This window comes from Alkalibacterium iburiense (assembly GCF_039521845.1).
Taxonomy (GTDB): Bacteria; Bacillota; Bacilli; order Lactobacillales; family Carnobacteriaceae_A; genus Alkalibacterium; species Alkalibacterium iburiense.
The window spans coordinates 25602-41449 of sequence record NZ_BAAACW010000094.1 but is presented as its reverse complement, the minus strand read 5'-3'; the positions used below and the strand labels follow the sequence as shown (position 1 = coordinate 41449).

Annotated in this window: 17 protein-coding genes and 1 riboswitch; of the genes, 10 read left to right on the top strand and 7 right to left on the bottom strand. The window is 41.1% G+C overall.

Annotation, left to right across the window (positions count from 1 at the left end):
• The first annotated feature begins 3 nt into the window (after positions 1–3).
• Positions 4–1233 (top strand): DUF438 domain-containing protein, encoded by a 1230-nt coding sequence (locus ABDZ53_RS07850; RefSeq protein WP_343755285.1) that lies wholly within the window; start codon positions 4–6, stop codon positions 1231–1233.
• Between the two features lie 758 nt (positions 1234–1991).
• Here ABDZ53_RS07850 and ABDZ53_RS07845 read toward each other — a convergent pair.
• Entirely contained in the window at positions 1992–2510 is a 519-nt protein-coding gene (locus ABDZ53_RS07845) for a type 1 glutamine amidotransferase domain-containing protein (RefSeq protein WP_343755283.1), read from the bottom strand.
• A gap of 165 nt (positions 2511–2675) precedes the next feature.
• Here ABDZ53_RS07845 and mgsA point away from each other — a divergent pair, with 165 nt between their 5' ends.
• From mgsA to ald, 3 genes are read left to right on the top strand one after another with little or no spacing between them, the layout of a single operon-like run.
• Positions 2676–3098, top strand: a complete 423-nt coding sequence (gene mgsA / locus ABDZ53_RS07840) for a methylglyoxal synthase (RefSeq protein WP_343755281.1) — start codon at positions 2676–2678, stop codon at positions 3096–3098.
• A 24-nt stretch (positions 3099–3122) separates the two neighbouring features.
• Complete coding sequence (locus tag ABDZ53_RS07835) at positions 3123–3311, top strand: hypothetical protein (protein ID WP_343755279.1); 189 nt, start codon at positions 3123–3125, stop codon at positions 3309–3311.
• 21 nt (positions 3312–3332) lie between these two features.
• Positions 3333–4448, top strand: coding sequence for an alanine dehydrogenase (gene ald, locus ABDZ53_RS07830; protein ID WP_343755277.1), 1116 nt, complete (start codon positions 3333–3335; stop codon positions 4446–4448).
• A 58-nt stretch (positions 4449–4506) separates the two neighbouring features.
• Here the strand turns inward: ald and ABDZ53_RS07825 are convergent, their stop codons facing one another.
• Complete coding sequence (locus ABDZ53_RS07825; RefSeq protein ID WP_343755275.1) at positions 4507–4728, bottom strand: DUF378 domain-containing protein; 222 nt, start codon at positions 4726–4728, stop codon at positions 4507–4509.
• A 190-nt stretch (positions 4729–4918) separates the two neighbouring features.
• Here ABDZ53_RS07825 and ABDZ53_RS07820 point away from each other — a divergent pair, with 190 nt between their 5' ends.
• The 6 genes from ABDZ53_RS07820 to ABDZ53_RS07795 all read left to right on the top strand — a co-directional run bounded on the left by ABDZ53_RS07820 (position 4919) and on the right by ABDZ53_RS07795 (position 11150).
• Positions 4919–6586 (top strand): formate--tetrahydrofolate ligase, encoded by a 1668-nt coding sequence (locus ABDZ53_RS07820; protein WP_343755273.1) that lies wholly within the window; start codon positions 4919–4921, stop codon positions 6584–6586.
• Positions 6587–6598: 12 nt separating this feature from the next.
• Positions 6599–7264, top strand: coding sequence for a cyclodeaminase/cyclohydrolase family protein (locus tag ABDZ53_RS07815; RefSeq protein ID WP_343755271.1), 666 nt, complete (start codon positions 6599–6601; stop codon positions 7262–7264).
• A gap of 1 nt (position 7265) precedes the next feature.
• Positions 7266–8114: a bifunctional 5,10-methylenetetrahydrofolate dehydrogenase/5,10-methenyltetrahydrofolate cyclohydrolase gene (locus ABDZ53_RS07810; RefSeq protein WP_343755269.1), complete on the top strand. Its 849-nt coding sequence runs from the start codon at positions 7266–7268 to the stop codon at positions 8112–8114.
• Positions 8115–8130: 16 nt separating this feature from the next.
• Positions 8131–8703 (top strand): 5-formyltetrahydrofolate cyclo-ligase, encoded by a 573-nt coding sequence (locus ABDZ53_RS07805; RefSeq protein WP_343755267.1) that lies wholly within the window; start codon positions 8131–8133, stop codon positions 8701–8703.
• A gap of 49 nt (positions 8704–8752) precedes the next feature.
• A riboswitch (THF riboswitch) is annotated at positions 8753–8851 on the top strand.
• Positions 8852–8968: 117 nt separating this feature from the next.
• Positions 8969–9916, top strand: coding sequence for a folate family ECF transporter S component (locus ABDZ53_RS07800; protein WP_343755265.1), 948 nt, complete (start codon positions 8969–8971; stop codon positions 9914–9916).
• Positions 9917–10229: 313 nt separating this feature from the next.
• A complete protein-coding gene (locus ABDZ53_RS07795; protein WP_343755263.1) occupies positions 10230–11150 on the top strand; it encodes a nuclease-related domain-containing protein in 921 nt (306 codons plus the stop codon).
• Between the two features lie 40 nt (positions 11151–11190).
• Here ABDZ53_RS07795 and ABDZ53_RS07790 read toward each other — a convergent pair whose 3' ends face one another.
• From ABDZ53_RS07790 to ABDZ53_RS07770, 5 genes are all read right to left on the bottom strand, one after another.
• The gene (locus ABDZ53_RS07790; RefSeq protein ID WP_343755261.1) at positions 11191–11616 is read right to left on the bottom strand and encodes a YolD-like family protein; all 426 of its coding nucleotides are present in this window, start codon (positions 11614–11616) and stop codon (positions 11191–11193) included.
• Between the two features lie 51 nt (positions 11617–11667).
• Positions 11668–12966 carry a Y-family DNA polymerase gene (locus ABDZ53_RS07785; RefSeq protein ID WP_343755259.1) on the bottom strand — a complete coding sequence of 433 codons (1299 nt, stop codon included), beginning with the start codon at positions 12964–12966 and terminating at the stop codon, positions 11668–11670.
• A gap of 145 nt (positions 12967–13111) precedes the next feature.
• Positions 13112–13549: an organic hydroperoxide resistance protein gene (locus tag ABDZ53_RS07780; protein ID WP_343755257.1), complete on the bottom strand. Its 438-nt coding sequence runs from the start codon at positions 13547–13549 to the stop codon at positions 13112–13114.
• A 69-nt stretch (positions 13550–13618) separates the two neighbouring features.
• Entirely contained in the window at positions 13619–14434 is an 816-nt protein-coding gene (gene yidA, locus ABDZ53_RS07775) for a sugar-phosphatase (RefSeq protein WP_343755255.1), read from the bottom strand.
• On the bottom strand, positions 14424–15782 hold the full coding sequence (locus ABDZ53_RS07770; protein WP_425541689.1) for an HD domain-containing protein: 1359 nt from the start codon (positions 15780–15782) through the stop codon (positions 14424–14426). Before ABDZ53_RS07770 ends, yidA begins: the two co-directional genes overlap by 11 nt.
• Positions 15783–15848: the final 66 nt, after the last annotated feature.

The window sequence follows — 15848 nt, the reverse complement described above, 5'->3', positions numbered from 1 at the left end:
TTTATGTCCACAAGACAAAGAAGTAACCGGACTTTACAGACAGAGAGAAGACAAGAAAAATTAAAAGACTTAATTTTACGTCTGCACGAAGGAGAAGATCCGGAAGCAATAAAAGGAGAGTTTCAAAAATTTTTTTCAAATGTCAGTGCCTTTGAGATATCTGTTATGGAAAGACGGTTGATGGCTAAAGAAGGCATTGAAGCAGAAGACATTATGCGTTTATGTAATATCCATGCCTCAATGTTTATCGGAAATGTGGCTGCACCAGAGAATATTTCCCCTGAAATGGAGAAACAAGGGCATCCGGTTCAAGTGTTAAAAATGGAAAACTTGGCGATTGAAAGTACTTTAGAGCGCATTGAACGCTTACTAGAACTCTATGTCACTGAACCAGAAGATTTTTTGCTGGATGGCTTACACAAACAGCTGACTATCCTATCAGAGTTCGATACCCACTACTTACGAAAAGAGAATTCCATTTTTCCTCTTATGGAAAAATATGATATTGTCGCGCCACCCAAAGTGATGTGGGGAGTGGATGATGACATCCGTGATATGTTTAAATCCTTTAAACTGCTTTTAGACAAAGATGAAAGAGATCTATTGCTCGATGCTTTTGCGGCCTTGAAATATGAACTGGAAGAAATGGTCGTTAAAGAAGAAGAAATTATGATTCCCATGGTGATAGATGTCTTTAATGAAGACGACTGGATTAAGATTGCAGAGGAAACAGAAGACATTGGCTACTGCATCGTTAAACCAGAAGCCAAATGGGAGCCTGATAGAGAAACATTTGAGGACACCTCTATATCTGAAAATGGAAACTTACCTTTTGAAACAGGGCATTTGACTTTAAAAGAGTTAGAAAAAATGTTGAACCTGCTGCCATTAGAAATTACTTTTGTCGATAAAAATGACACAGTAAAATACTTCAATACGAATGAGGAAAGAAAAGTATTCCCACGAACTAAAAATGCTATTGGAAGACAAGTCCTCAATTGTCACCCTCCAAAAAGTCAGCCAGTGGTGAAGCAATTAATCAGTGATTTCAGAGAAGGCAAGAAAGAGTCGGAATCATTGTGGTTCAAAGTAAAAGGCAAATTTATTATGGTGACTTATGCTGCCGTACGTGACGAAGACGGGTCTTATCTAGGAACGTTGGAATACGTGCAGGATATCGGACCCATTGTAGACTTAGAGGATGAGAAGAAAGTAATCGAACCAGCACAATAAATCAATCAGCCTAGTATCCAGAGGAATGTTCTTTTGGAGCTAGGTTTTTTGTATAAGAGGAATACTGAATAAAAGAAAAAACCACTTGCTGGGTTCCAGCAAGTGGCAAAAAGGAGTGGTATCGTCACTTGGAGGAGTGACGGTTACCAAAAAAATAAGTTGGTTGTTGTGGGTATGATTAAAGTATAGTATCTAAATTTGAAAAAAGTATGATGATGTCATGAATAAATAAGGTTGTTTTTATTGATAGGATTATTTAGTAGTATATATAGTACACATTCACTTTGCGTCTCAATAAAATGCGCGCAAGCAAAATAATGAGACGCGAAATGAATTAGCGTTTCAATAAATGGTGGGCATACAAATTAATGAGACGCAAAACGGATTAGCGTCTCAATAAATAGTGAGCATACAAAATAATGAGATGCAAAATAGAAATCAAACACTATCTTGTTTTAAGAATAGGCAAAGCAATCTTAGGCATATAAAAAAACCACCTTTTCACTCAGAAAAGGTGGTTTGGGGACAAGACTAAAAGTCTAATGTTCAATTTAAGAGTAACATTTTCAATCCGGGGAGAAAGATAATGTCTCTATTTTTTCTTTCCTATAATAAAAATAAACGTTTCGGGGGATTCATTTATTTTTAATTTTTTGGGGAGAAAAGAAAGGTGTACTTTATTCCACACCAATAGTGTAACAAATCATCTAACTAAAATCCTTAAAATTGCCTAAGGATTTATGAGTTAAGATTATAATTTACTCACTTAACGCATTTACAATCGCTTCATTGAATGCGGGCAGATCATCAGGCGTACGGCTTGAGATAATGCCGCTCTCGTCTATCACGACTTCTTCATCGCTCACGTCCGCTCCGGCATTTCTCAAGTCTACTAATACTTGTTTGACAGCAGTCATCTTTTTGCCTTTCACAATTTCAGCATTAATCATTAATTGTGGGCCATGGCAAATCGTAAAGATGGGTTTTTGACTGTCACCGAAATAACGCGTGAATTCTAAGAAACGATCGTCTTTACGCAACTTATCTGGTGAAAAACCACCGGGGATTAATAACACATCAAAGTCTTCTGGACTCACTTCATCAATGCCTTTATCGATGGTCACAGATGCTTCCCCTTTTTTACCCTCTACCGTTTCACCGGCTTCAAATCCGATAGTGACTAATTCATGTCCTGCTTTTTCTAATACCTCTTTAGGAGAAGTATACTCGACATCTTCAAATAAATCTGTTAAAACAACAGCAATTTTCTTACTCATTACTAGAATGCCTCCTTCTGTAATCTATTTTTAGTCTATCGTTTAATCTTAATTCAGGCAAATAATATGATTGAGATTGAAGCAGGAAGGGGGATAATTATCTTTTTTTGCTGTTCTTTATGGTATGATAAACCCATAGAGTCTATACAATAAGGAGAGACGGAGATGAACATAGCTTTAATAGCGCATGATAAAAAGAAAGACGATATCGTCAACATAGCTGAAGCGTATAAACTGATTTTGAGCAAGCATACGTTATTTGCCACAGGAACGACGGGTAAGCGTATCGCTGAAGAAACAGGCTTGCCTATTCACCGGTTTAAATCGGGACCACTCGGAGGAGACCAGCAAATCGGGGCCTACATTTCGGATAACAAAATGGACCTCGTTATTTTCATAAGAGACCCATTAACCGCTCAAGCACACGAACCGGATATCACAGCCTTGCTTCGTTTGTGCGATGTCTATGAAATTCCTCTGGCCACCAATGTTGGATCGGCAGAAGTGTTATTAAGAGGATTGGATGCCGGTTTTTACGATTGGCGCGACCTGTCTAGAGGGCAAGACCGTGACTCGCTTCATTTTTAAAATAGACAAAAGGAGCGAAGAGATATGATTATACTCATCGGCCTCGTTCTATTGATTTACGGGTTCATATCTTACAAGTATCCATTCATGAAATACAGAAATCAATCCAATGCAACCATGCCGGACTGGCTGCCGACTTTACAAAAAGTAAGCGGTGTTTTACTGATGATTGCAGGAGGATTATTAATTTTAACCAGTCTTATGTTACAATAAATAATTGAAGGGGAGATAAATATGATAATTGGATTACCGAAAGAAGTTAAAGAAAGTGAATACCGTGTCGCTCTGACACCGTTTAACGTGGGGCGTTTAGTTAACGCTGACCATCGTGTGCTGGTAGAATCAGGAGCAGGCATCGGTAGCGGATTTGAAGATGAACTATACGTGGAACACGGCGCTGAAATAGTAGGAAGTGCTGAAGAAGTATGGGAAGCATCTGAGATGATTATGAAAGTTAAAGAACCTTTACCGGAAGAATTTAAATACTTTAGAGAAGATTTAATTATTTTCACTTACCTGCATCTCTCAGCGGCACCAGAACTCACACAAGCCTTAGTTGAAAGTGGCGTCACCGCTATTGGGTACGAAACAGTGACGAAAGACGGCAAATTGCCTTTACTGACACCTATGAGTGAAGTAGCGGGCCGAATGGCTGTACAGATTGGTGCTCACTATCTAGAAAAACACGAAGGCGGAAAAGGTGTCTTATTAGGTGGCGTTCCAGGTGTAGAAAAAGGAACCGTTACGATTCTCGGGGGCGGTGTCGTAGGAGAGAACGCGGCTCGCATGGCGATTGGCTTACGGGCAAATGTTAATATTTTGGAGCTGAATCCAGATAGAATGCGTGAATTGATTCATATGTTTGGTGGAGAAGTCCAGACATTGGCGTCTACGCCGTCTAACATTGCCAAAGCAGTGGCAGAGTCAGACTTAGTGATTGGTTCTGTTCTGATACCTGGTAGAAAAGCACGTAAATTAGTAACCGAAGAAATGGTCCAGTCTATGGAAAAAGGATCCGTTATTGTGGACATTGCCATTGACCAGGGCGGAAACTTCGAAACAATGGACAATCCTACCACCCATGCTAATCCGATTGTTGAAAAACATGGGATTTTGCATTATGGAGTGGCTAATATTCCTGGGTCTGTTCCTAAAACGGCAACGATTGCCTTAACAAATGACACGATTCTTTATGCATTAGAACTAGCTGGTCAAGGTGTGAATAATGCCATGAAGCATAATGACAGCTTAGCAGAAGGAATGAATGTCTACAAAGGAAAAGTAACCAATCGAGCGGTTGCTGAAGATTTGGGTTACGACTACACTGAATTAAGTTCATTATTAAGTTAAATAAGCAAAAATAGAGGCCGACAGACCCTTTCATTAGGATCTGTCGGCCTGTTTTCATTTAACGGTCTCTTAATCGGCTTCCGCCTTTTGGAGTAAAGGAAAAATACTTGAAGCACCACAATGCACTGACTCCTATTAAAATATAAACAATGCGGGTTGCCCATTGCTCTGCGTCGCCAAAGAGCATTTCAACTACATTCACGCCAAATAACCCAATCAACAACAAATGAATACCGCCAATGATAAGTAAAGTTAATGCTGCCCGGTCAATTATTTTCAAAAGAGGACCTCCTTTATTTTCTTCTATCCTTATCATACGAAATTTCTTCATAAAAGTCGATTGAAACTGATTAAAAATAACTCACGTAAAAGGAGAATAGGCTATTGATTTGAAAGAGCTGTGTTATACTTAATAAGAAGAAAGTAAGGACGTCATACACATATAAACGACTATTCAGGAGGGGTACACCATGGTAAAAAGTGATATTGAAATAGCTCAGTCGACAGAAATGCTTCCGATAGATGAGATTGCCCAGAAGATAGACATTCAGGTAGAGGACTTGGAACACTACGGAAAGTTTAAAGCGAAAGTCGATTACACCGCTTTACATAAAAAAGAATCAAAGGGGAAACTGATTCTTGTGACAGCCATCAACCCGACTCCAGCAGGTGAAGGAAAAACGACCACATCTGTGGGTCTAGGCGATGCGTTACAAAAGATAGGGAAACAGACAGCGATTGCTTTACGCGAACCCTCTTTAGGTCCAGTATTTGGGATAAAAGGAGGAGCTGCGGGTGGAGGCTACGCGCAAGTTATTCCGATGGAAGATATTAATCTGCATTTTACTGGAGATATCCATGCGATTGGGGCAGCGAACAATCTAGTAGCGGCCATGATTGATAACCATATTTACCAAGGCAATGATTTAAATATTGATCCGAGACGAGTGACGTGGAGACGAGCCATGGATATGAATGACCGTCAATTGCGTTCCATTGTGAGTGGGATTGGTGCTCGTACCAATGGGATGCCGAGAGAAGATGGCTTTGATATTACAGTAGCCTCTGAAATTATGGCTGTTCTATGCTTATCCAATTCCTTGACGGAAATGAAAGAGAAGTTAAGAGAGTGCTTAGTGGGGTACACATTTGATAATGAACCGGTCACTTTAGGGCAGTTACAGGCTGAAGGCGCCGTATCGGCTCTATTAAAAGATGCGTTGAAACCCAATTTAGTGCAGACCCTTGAACACACGCCTGTTTTTATTCACGGAGGGCCATTTGCCAATATTGCGCATGGCTGTAACAGTCTGCTAGCGACTAAAATGGCGTTAGCTCATGCGGATTATGTCGTGACAGAGGCAGGATTTGGAGCAGATTTAGGAGCAGAGAAATTTATTGACATTAAGTGCCGAATGGGTGGGCTCAAGCCGGATGCCGTTGTGATTGTTGCGACCATCCGAGCACTGAAGATGCATGGAGGCGTGAAGAAAACGGAGTTGGATACAGAAAATACGGCCGCTCTTAAAAAAGGCCTGCCTAACTTACTCAAGCATATTGAAAATATTAACCATACGTTCTCCCTTCCGGCTGTGGTAGCGATTAACGCCTTCCCGGGCGATACGGAAGAAGAGCTGACTGTTTTGAAGAAAGCCATTGAAGCTACAGGAAACAAAGTGGTTCAGTCGAATGTTTGGGCTGAAGGCGGCGCTGGTGGAGTGGAGTTAGCGGAAGAAGTGGTGGCGTTATGTGAAAAAGAGTCGTCATTAACCTATGCTTACGACCAGAGTGACCCTATTGAAATGAAAGTGGACAAAATCATTCAATCGGTTTACGGCGGAAAAGGATCGGAATGGAGTAAGACAGCCCGAAATAAAGCGAAGAGATTAGAAAAACTAGGATATGGAGACTTGCCTGTCTGTATGGCGAAAACGCAGTACTCTTTATCGGATTCGGCGACGGCATTAGGACGTCCGACTGATTTCACTGTGAATATTCGAGATTTATCCATCTCGGCTGGTGCTGGTTTTATTGTTGTTTTAACAGGCAATATTATGCGGATGCCTGGTCTGCCTAAAGTCCCGTCAGCAGTACAAGTGGATGTGCAAGAAGATGGCAGAATTTCTGGTTTATTTTAAAGAGGTGGGAAGATGAACGAACAAACGATAGCGGCATATTTAACGGAGTTAGGAAAAAAAGAGGGCAAACCCGGTGGAGGAAGTGCAGCCGCCTATATTGGAGCGATGAGCGCTTCTTTAGCTCGACTCACGAGTGATGTTCAAAAAGACAAAAAAGCCTACCGCGACTTTTCAGATGACCTCTATGATTTACTCGATGAAGCACAAGAAGCCAGCCGAGAATTTGAGCATTTAGCTCAAGCGGACTCTGAAGCTTTTGAGCCGGTTTTAGAAGCCTATCAATTACCTAAAGAAACATCAGAAGAAAAAGAAATCAGAAACCAGACGATTGAAGCAGCCCTTCTAGGAGCAGCCCAGCCTCCATTACGTATGCTTGAAGTGAGTTTGGAACTGCTGGCTATACTTGAACAGTTAGTGTATATGCGTATGCAAGGAACGATTGTCAATGATTTACTGGTTGCGACGATTTTCATTGGAACGGTTTTAGAAACAGCCCTGTTAAACGTGTACATCAATACAAAGCTTTTTAAAGATCAGTCGAAACGAGACGAGATAGAAGAAAAAGCAGATCAACTGGTTTCAAAAGGAAAAGAAAGAGTCCATCATTTATCAGATGTGACTCACTACTTTTTGAAGCATGACACATGGCCAGATGATTTAATGGCAAAGGAGCGATAGAGTGAAAGAGTTAAAAGGAAAAATGGTAGCCGAAGAGTTAATGACTCAAACAGCTCAGACAGTGGATGATTTAAAGAATATTAATTGTCTGCCGACTTTAGCTATTGTAAGAGTGGGAGAAGACACCTCTTCTATATCCTATGAAAATGCGGCTATAAAAACAATGCAGAAAGTAGGTATTACGGTAGAATCCCATTTATTTGATGAGGACATTGAGTCTGAAGACGTGATGACAGCTATTGAAAGCTTAAATCAAGACCCCTCCATCCACGGCATCCTTGTTATGCAGCCACTACCTGATTCGCTGTCTAGAAACGACATAGCCCGTTGCATTGATCCGGCTAAAGATATTGATGGGCTGACTCCAGAGAATTTAGGGAAAGTTGTTGAAAATGATACCAATGCCCTTTACCCCAGTACGCCTAGAGCGGTGATGGAGCTGCTTGATTACTATGGCATCGAAGTAGAGGGGAAAGATGTTTGTGTGATAGGGAGCAGCCCCGTTGTGGGGAAACCCTTGTCGATTATGTTACTGAATGCAGAGGCAACGGTCACGAATTTGCATATTAAATCAAAAGATGTAAAAAAATATACAAAAGAAGCGGACATTGTCATTTCAGCCACGGGTTCTATTGAACTGGTCACGGCGGATTATATTCGTGAGGGGGCTGTTGTAGTGGATGTTGGTTTTGGCTATAAAGATGGGAAGCCAGTCGGAGATGTAAAGTTTGACGAGGTTTCAAAAGTGGCTTCAGCGATTACCCCTGTTCCTGGTGGGATAGGGTCCATTACGACAGCGGTATTGGCTGAACAAGTCAGCCGGGCAGCGTGGATTCTGAATTCGAATTGAAGAAAGAGGGATGAAAATGGGTAAAGAAGAATTGAGAAAAGGGATGCTCCTTTCCTTAGAGAAAATAGGAGGAATGGAACGAAGAAGAGTGCAGAAAGCGATGCACACTCACTTATTTGATTCCCCATTATGGAAGCAAGCCGAACGTATTGGAGTGACTCTTTCAACAGAAAAAGAATGGGATACCGAAGCCATCATTGAACAAGCCTGGGATGAAGGCAAGGCTGTCTGCGTGCCGAAATCTATTCATGACTCCAGAGAGCTTCAATTCTATGACATCACTTCTTTTGATCAAGTCGAAAAAGGCTATTTCAACTTAATGGAACCCATTGTCGAACAGACCAGCCGTGTAGACAAAGAGAGTATGGATTTATTGATTGTGCCCGGCTTGTTGTTTACAAAGTCCGGTTACCGTATTGGGTTCGGAGGTGGCTTCTTTGATCGCTTTTTAGCTGATTTCAGTCAACCCACGGTCTCGCTCGTTCACACGAACCAGCTGGTTGACTCTTTCCCCATTGAACCACACGATGTGCCGGTTGATTACATTGTGACAGAAGAAGAGCTGTTTGAGACGAAATTGCTGAAATAAGGGAAGGGGCTATTGAGACGAGGGGAACTCTGTCTTATAATAGAGAAACAAAAGAGTAAGAGGAAAGCGTTAAGTGCTAGATGGATGGGATGTTGCCTCTAGACGAAAAACAGATCCTGTTTTGCGATTTTTCTCTGCATCCGCTTGAAAACTATGAGGTTTTTTAGCGAGGACTCTTTAATTTTCTGGGAAATGTCTTCTCAGAATAATGACTTTTCAGTGTTTAGACGCCTGAGAAGAATGAAATTAAAGGAGATCTTCGAATATGACACAATCACCAACGAACAACAGAAAAACATGGATAGAAACGTTAGTTATAGGGGTTCTTGTCCCTGCTCTTATATCCTTTATTATCCCTTACTGGCGGTCACAAAATGGATTAAATGATGGCGTGACAGATGCTGTAGCTCAAGAAAGCTGGCAAATGATTTTAACGGACTTCTTTTATCTGTTTTTATTTACTGGCGTCCTTTTTGTTTCTACCTTGCACTTGATCAAAAGAATCCTAGATGAGAATGTTTTACTCACCCTGCTTCTTGGCGTCCTTATAACGGGAACAGCTTTCGTGCTTTATATCCAAAGGGAGATCTTGCAGTTTAGTGTGGTATATGAAGGCAACCGGGTACTGTACAGTATCGCTTTCCTTTTTTATAGCTGTTTATTGCTTTACCGGTTTATACAAACAACGAGATTTGAATTAGATACAAAAGAAATCGCTGTGGTTGGCTTGCTCATTGCGATGAATATAGCGCTCGGAAGAATAGGCATCAGCACACCGGTTGTGCGCGTCACCTTTGCCTTCTTGCCGACTGCTTTAATTGCGATGTTGTTCGGCCCATGGGTCGGTGGGATAGCTGCAGCCTTTAGTGATCTCTTAAGCTTTTTAATAGCAGGAGGATCTGGAGCGTTCTTCCCGGGGTTCACGGTTTCGGCTTTTCTAACGGGCTTTATTTACGGCTTAATTATTCATAAAAAGACACTGACGTTAAAACGAATCATTTTGGCAGAGGTCATCATTGCTGTGTTTATTCATATCGGACTCAATACTATTTGGATATACATCTTGACCCAAAATCCATTAGCTGTCATTTTACCTCCACGCTTGATACAAAACGCCGTCACGATAGTCGTGCGTGTCATGAGTGTGTGGTTCATTTCAAAAAACAAGCAGCTGAAACGCGTTTACATGAAATATTCCACAGCGAAATCATAATAAAGTTGGAAAACACCGTACAGACTCAAGTCTGTACGGTGTTTTTCTGTACATAGGAGTTATATTCGCCTCGAAACAGAGTCTATCTGCCCTAACTTTTCTGATAAATCCGAGATAAGTCACATAGAACCGTCCTATGTGACTTATCGACTAAATAAGCCAATCGATAGGGCACATAAGAGCTGTCTATGTGCCCTTACATAGTTTAAAGAACCTGCGAAGGTCACATACGAAGATAAATTTACTTTTTTTCGTGGTTTTGAAAATGATTAGACAGTATATATAGTGAGAGATATTGATTGGAGGATGTTAAATGACTAATACACAAAGAGAAAAACCCGTCATTTTACAAATAATGGAATCGTTAAAAAGTAGAATGGATTTAACCGGTAACTATCTCAGTTACTATTACGCTTTACATAAGGGATGGGAAGGGGAGTGTCAATACGATAGGATGCTTGAAAAGCTAACTTGCGAACATATTATCATGAAAGATTTACAGCTTAAAGTGAATCGGACAACCATTCAAATAGATACCTTGGTTATTACAGCCGATAGAATTTATTTATATGAAATTAAAAATTACGTAGGGAGTTACATACACGAGGATGAGCGATTTATCAATTGCTCTACCGGAAATGAGATACTCAATCCCATTATTCAATTAAGTCGGACGCAAGTCTTGTTTCGTCAGTTATTAAAGCAAAGCGGTATCCATCTATCTTTAGAATATTTTGTCGTTTACATTAACCCACAATTCACTCTTTATCAAACACCTCACAATCAACCGTATGTATTTCCAAATCAGATAACGGCACATATAAAGCAATTGAATAGTCAATGTAAAAGTTTAACTGAACAGCATAGCCTTTTATCTGAGAGATTAAAAGCCATGCACACACTTGATAGGTATACGGTTGATTTGCCTGTGTATTCATATGACAAGTTAAAAAGAGGAATGGTTTGTGGGAACTGCCAAGGGACTATAGAGGAATTAACCAAGAGAGTCTATTATTGTCAGGGGTGTGGGCTTAAGGAAGAGAGTTCAAAGAGTATACTGAGACATATAGTAGAGTATCATCAGTTATTTCCTAATCAAAAAATAACAACAACAGCTATTCAGGAGTGGTGTGTATTACCTTCTAGAAAAAAAGTGCGAACTGTCTTAGATAGATATCTAAAGAAGCAAGGAAGTTACCGTTGGAGATACTACGACATACATACGTATGAATAAAGCAGTGCTGTCCTGTAAAAGAAAGCACTGCTTACATTAATTATTTATCCCGTTTCTTTCTCTGAGCATCGTATTTCTCATACCAGACGGCAGAGTTAATCCATTCGACGTGGCGGATGGCATCGAGGCTGACAGACTGAATCGAATGGTCTCGCTGTTTAATATAAAGTGTTTTGTCGTTGAAGCCGATGATAAATCCCTGTATATCAGGTAAATACTTCCCATCTTGAATCGTATCCAACTGAATAGCTAAGGGCTTTTTGTGGGCATAGCTTTGAAATAAGAGGGTGCTGATTTGTTCGATGGGCTGTTTTTCCTTGGGTAAAATCTCTTTGGAGATCGTTTCTTTCTTTTGTCTTTTAAGGGCTTCCGCGTGATCAGAAAGCATCATACCCATCCACTTCATCTTCCCTCTATCTTTATACCCCAGAGCATCGGGAGATAGGACGACTATTTCTCGAGTCATTTGAGTTACCCTCCTTATAATATGTATGATAAAAATAAATGCTTAAGGTGCTTAGCGCTCGTCTTTTCCTGAGCGGTGGCCACCGAGTAATTTGGCGCGTTGCCTAGCCATCCCTCCGTTTGCTAAACTGCTCGCATGGAGAAGAGACGTGTAGCCGTATTTTCTCCGGATTAAGTCAATCGTCTGATCCAAGTCTTCTTGTAAAATAAGCGATTCAGCAGATTCAAATAAAGACAGCTGGAGGGCAGACTTAGGTTCTATTTTCCCAAAGGTGACATTCACCACTCGGACAGGGACTGGCTTATAGTGACGATTAAATAAAATCAGCAAGCCTTCGATAATCTTTTTGGAAGAGTCGGTCTTTTCAATCCTAAGCTGATGACTGAAGCCGCCGTCAATCACCTCTCTTGAGTAGCCGATACTCAACTTCACGAGAGAGGTTGTATAATGATGCTTTCTTAACCGCATGGCATTTTCTTCAGCCATTTCACGTATGACGATTTCCACTTCGTGCTTATCCGTGTAGTCTCTATTTAAGATTTGATTTTTACTAAAGGATGTCTCCTTAGGTGTGAAACTTTCAGATAATAAGGTGCGGTCAATGCCGTGCGAATGGAAAAATAGCTGTTCACCGATCACACCGAATTTTTTCTTGAGCAGTCTCACATCGTGCTGGGACAGTTCGAAAATAGAACGGATACCCATCCGCTGCAAATGTTTTTCTGTCTTTGGACCAATGCCCCAGAAGTCCTTCATGGGAGAAATCTTCCAAACCGTTTCCTGCACATCCTTGTAATGCCAGTCCGCAATGAAGTTACTTTCCTGTTTATGCTTGGCGTCGTGATCCAGGGCCAGTTTGGCTAATAACGGGTTGTCTCCTATGCCGATTGTCACGACGAGTTGCAGCTGATCCCAGATGAGTGCTTGAATCTGGCTGGCAATCGCTTGAGTGGAGCCAAAGAGGCTATGAGAATGGGTGACGTCTAAAAAAGATTCATCAATACTGTACACATGCAAATCCTCTTCAGCTACGAATTGCTTGAAGATAGAAATAATTTCCAAGTTCTTTTCCAAGTATAAAGCCATGCGCGGTTCGACGATTTCAATGGCAGCGTCACGAGGGATTTCGTACACGCGGGTGCCTGTTTTAATACCGTATAACTGTTTGACTAAAGGTGAGGAGGCCAAAACCAATCCGCCGTTATTATCCGGTTTACTGACAACCGCGATGCGTGCTTTCAGTGGATGCTGACGGCGCTCGACAGCCTCGACAGAAGCAAAAAAGGACTTCACATCAATACATAAAATATCTCGGTACGGTTCATTTGAGTAATCCATTACTTGTAACATGCGAATGCTCCTTAAGGGAATAGGTGTTTGTTTTAATTATAGGAACGTTTGTTCGATTAGTCAAGGCGAACAATCTGGAAAAAGACAATAAAAAATGGCTACCGCTGAAATAAGCAGTAGCCATAAGGGATTTAAACCTTATTATTTATTTTCCTTCTTCGTAAGGGACAACGGTCACAGTAGACTCAATGTTTCCTTTTGTCGCTTTTGAATACGGGCAGAATTCATGAGCTCTTTCTGCTAAAGAAAGCACTTCATCTTCACTCATATTCTCTATTCCCACTTCAATTTCTGTTTTTAATTTGAAGCCGCCATCTGTCGGATCTTCTACCAAGTGAACAGTTAAGGTCACTTGAGATTTGTTTTTAACCTTGTCTTCTTTTTTGAAATGATCTAAGGCTGAGTGGAAGCACGCACTGTATCCTAAAGCAAAAAGTTGCTCAGGGTCAGTCCCTTCTCCTTTTCCGCCCATTTCTTTCGGTACATCAATGTTGACTTCATACGAACGGTCGGGTGTGTGACTTTCTCCTGCACGAGCTCCAGTATTGACTGCGGAAGTAGTGTATAAAATTTTGTCTGCCATATTATACTCATTCCTTTCTCTAATCTACCCTTAGTTTACCACTCGCTATCAGTATTTCAACTGATACGGCTATCCCTTGAGCGCATAAGTATAAATAGCATGAGCCACGCCGTCATCTGCATTGGAACGCGTGATGACATCAGCGGCATCCTTCACTTCGTCTACCGCATTTTCCATCGCCACGCCCAAACCGGCATAAGCAATCATATCCGTATCATTGGCTCCGTCCCCAATCGTCATGACTTCTTCTCTTGCAACTCCTAATTGTTCAGCTAAAGCTTTAACTGCATTTCCCTTGCTAGCTTGTTTATTTAAAAACTCTAAAAAGAAAGGCTCGCTGCGTAAAATGGTATACTTCTCCCATAACTCTTCAGGCAAACGGGGGATAGCGGCATCCAAAACAGCCGGGTCGTCAATCATCATCATTTTATTAAAGTGAGCGGACGCGTCCATTTCTTCCGGTGTTCTATAAGAAATCGGCACATTGCTCAAAAAGGATTCACGCACACTGTAGGGACTAATGTCTTTATTTGGCGTGAACAGCTTATTATCATGAATCGCATGGAAGTGCGCGCCGGCCTTTGAAACAGCCTGTTCAATCTCCATATAATCCTCATAAGTCATCGTATAATCAACCAGCACAGAACGCGTATGAATATTCTGAACAAGCGCGCCGTTGTAAGTAATGATATAGTCATCGGCTTTGTCTAAGCCCAACTCTTCTAAATAATCGATAACGCCCGGAGTCGGTCGGCCGGTACATAAAACAATTTGAATACCCGCTTCATGTGCAGCCCAAAGCGCCTCTTTATTTTCCCGTGTTACTCGTTTTTCGTTGTTTAAAAGGGTGCCATCCATATCGATAGCGATTAATTTAATGGTCATTTTGTGTCTCCTTCACATCATCTTCAGGCCAGATGACAGCCTGATTTCGAATGTAACGTTTAAATTCATCATAGGTTTCTTGAAACATATTAATGTTTTTTGGATTATCATCTAATAATTCTTTTGGCACATACAAGCGGTGATCGCCTTGCAGATTGCCACTTAAGGTTTTGACAATCGGACTCGCTTGGCTGAGCTCGACAAAGGTGCCATCCGCTTGAATGAGTTGAATCGGGACCTTGCTTTTCAATTTGTAATCATAAGGCAAATCAGAACTGCTGTTGATTAAAGTGTAAAGCTCTTTGTCATAGTTTAACTGGTCCACAAGCCCTCTCAGTTTATCGACAATGGGTTCATCTTTTCCTTTTTCAAAGGTTACCGATTTGAGCGGTTTTCGGTCTATAAACATACGGGACAACTCACTTAAATAAGCATCCTTGCTTTCAGTCCAAGTGATAATAGCGGCTTGTAAGACCCCGTCATCCACTTTCAAGTAATCCTCTAAAGTGGGATTGTCATTGAAGAAAGGGTCCAGTAATGGAAAACGAGGGTAGAGTCTATCCTCTTGGCATAATTGCTTGGCTCGATACAATAAACGGTCCAATGTAACTTCCATACCCCGTGAAGCCGGATGGAAGTATACTTGCATATACATTTGAAAACGGCTGACGATATAATCTTCTACCGCATGCAAGCCTTGGTATTGAAAGGCAATGCCGTCTTTATAAGGACGAATCACGCGCAAAATACGAGACAAGTCAAAAGCGCCATAAGTAGCTCCGGTAAAGAAAGCATCGCGTTGCAAGTAATCCATTCTGTCCGCATCGATTTGGCTGGAAATCAATTGAACCACCTGCGGATTGGCATGCTCCTTCGTAATCACGCTGGCTACTTGGTTTGGAAAATCCAGTGACACTCTTTTTAAAACGGCATTAATTTCTGTTTCTTCAGATAATATGATATCTGTTGTAATTTTTTCATGATCTGTATCAAATATCTTTTCAAAAGTATGCGAAAAAGGACCATGTCCCACATCATGAAGCAAAGCCGCACAAAGAGTAACCAGCTTCATTTCAGAATCCCATTCATTGGGATAATTGCGCTCGAACATATCGACAATCCGACGGGTCAGCTCATACACCCCTAGAGAATGGGAGAAGCGAGAGTGTTCTGCCCCGTGAAACGTATATTGAGAAGTCCCTAATTGCTTGATGCGCCTTAAACGCTGGAATTCTTTTGTATCAATTAAGTCCAGAATCAGTTTATGTCGCACATGAACGTAGTCATGCACCGGATCTTTAAACACTTTTTCCATTGGCAGACGATCCAGTTCTTCAAATGTTTTCATTTCCATGTCTTGTCTTTCTACTTTATCTTCTTAGAGAAGGTGCAGTCTAAAGTAAAAAGGTCTCCT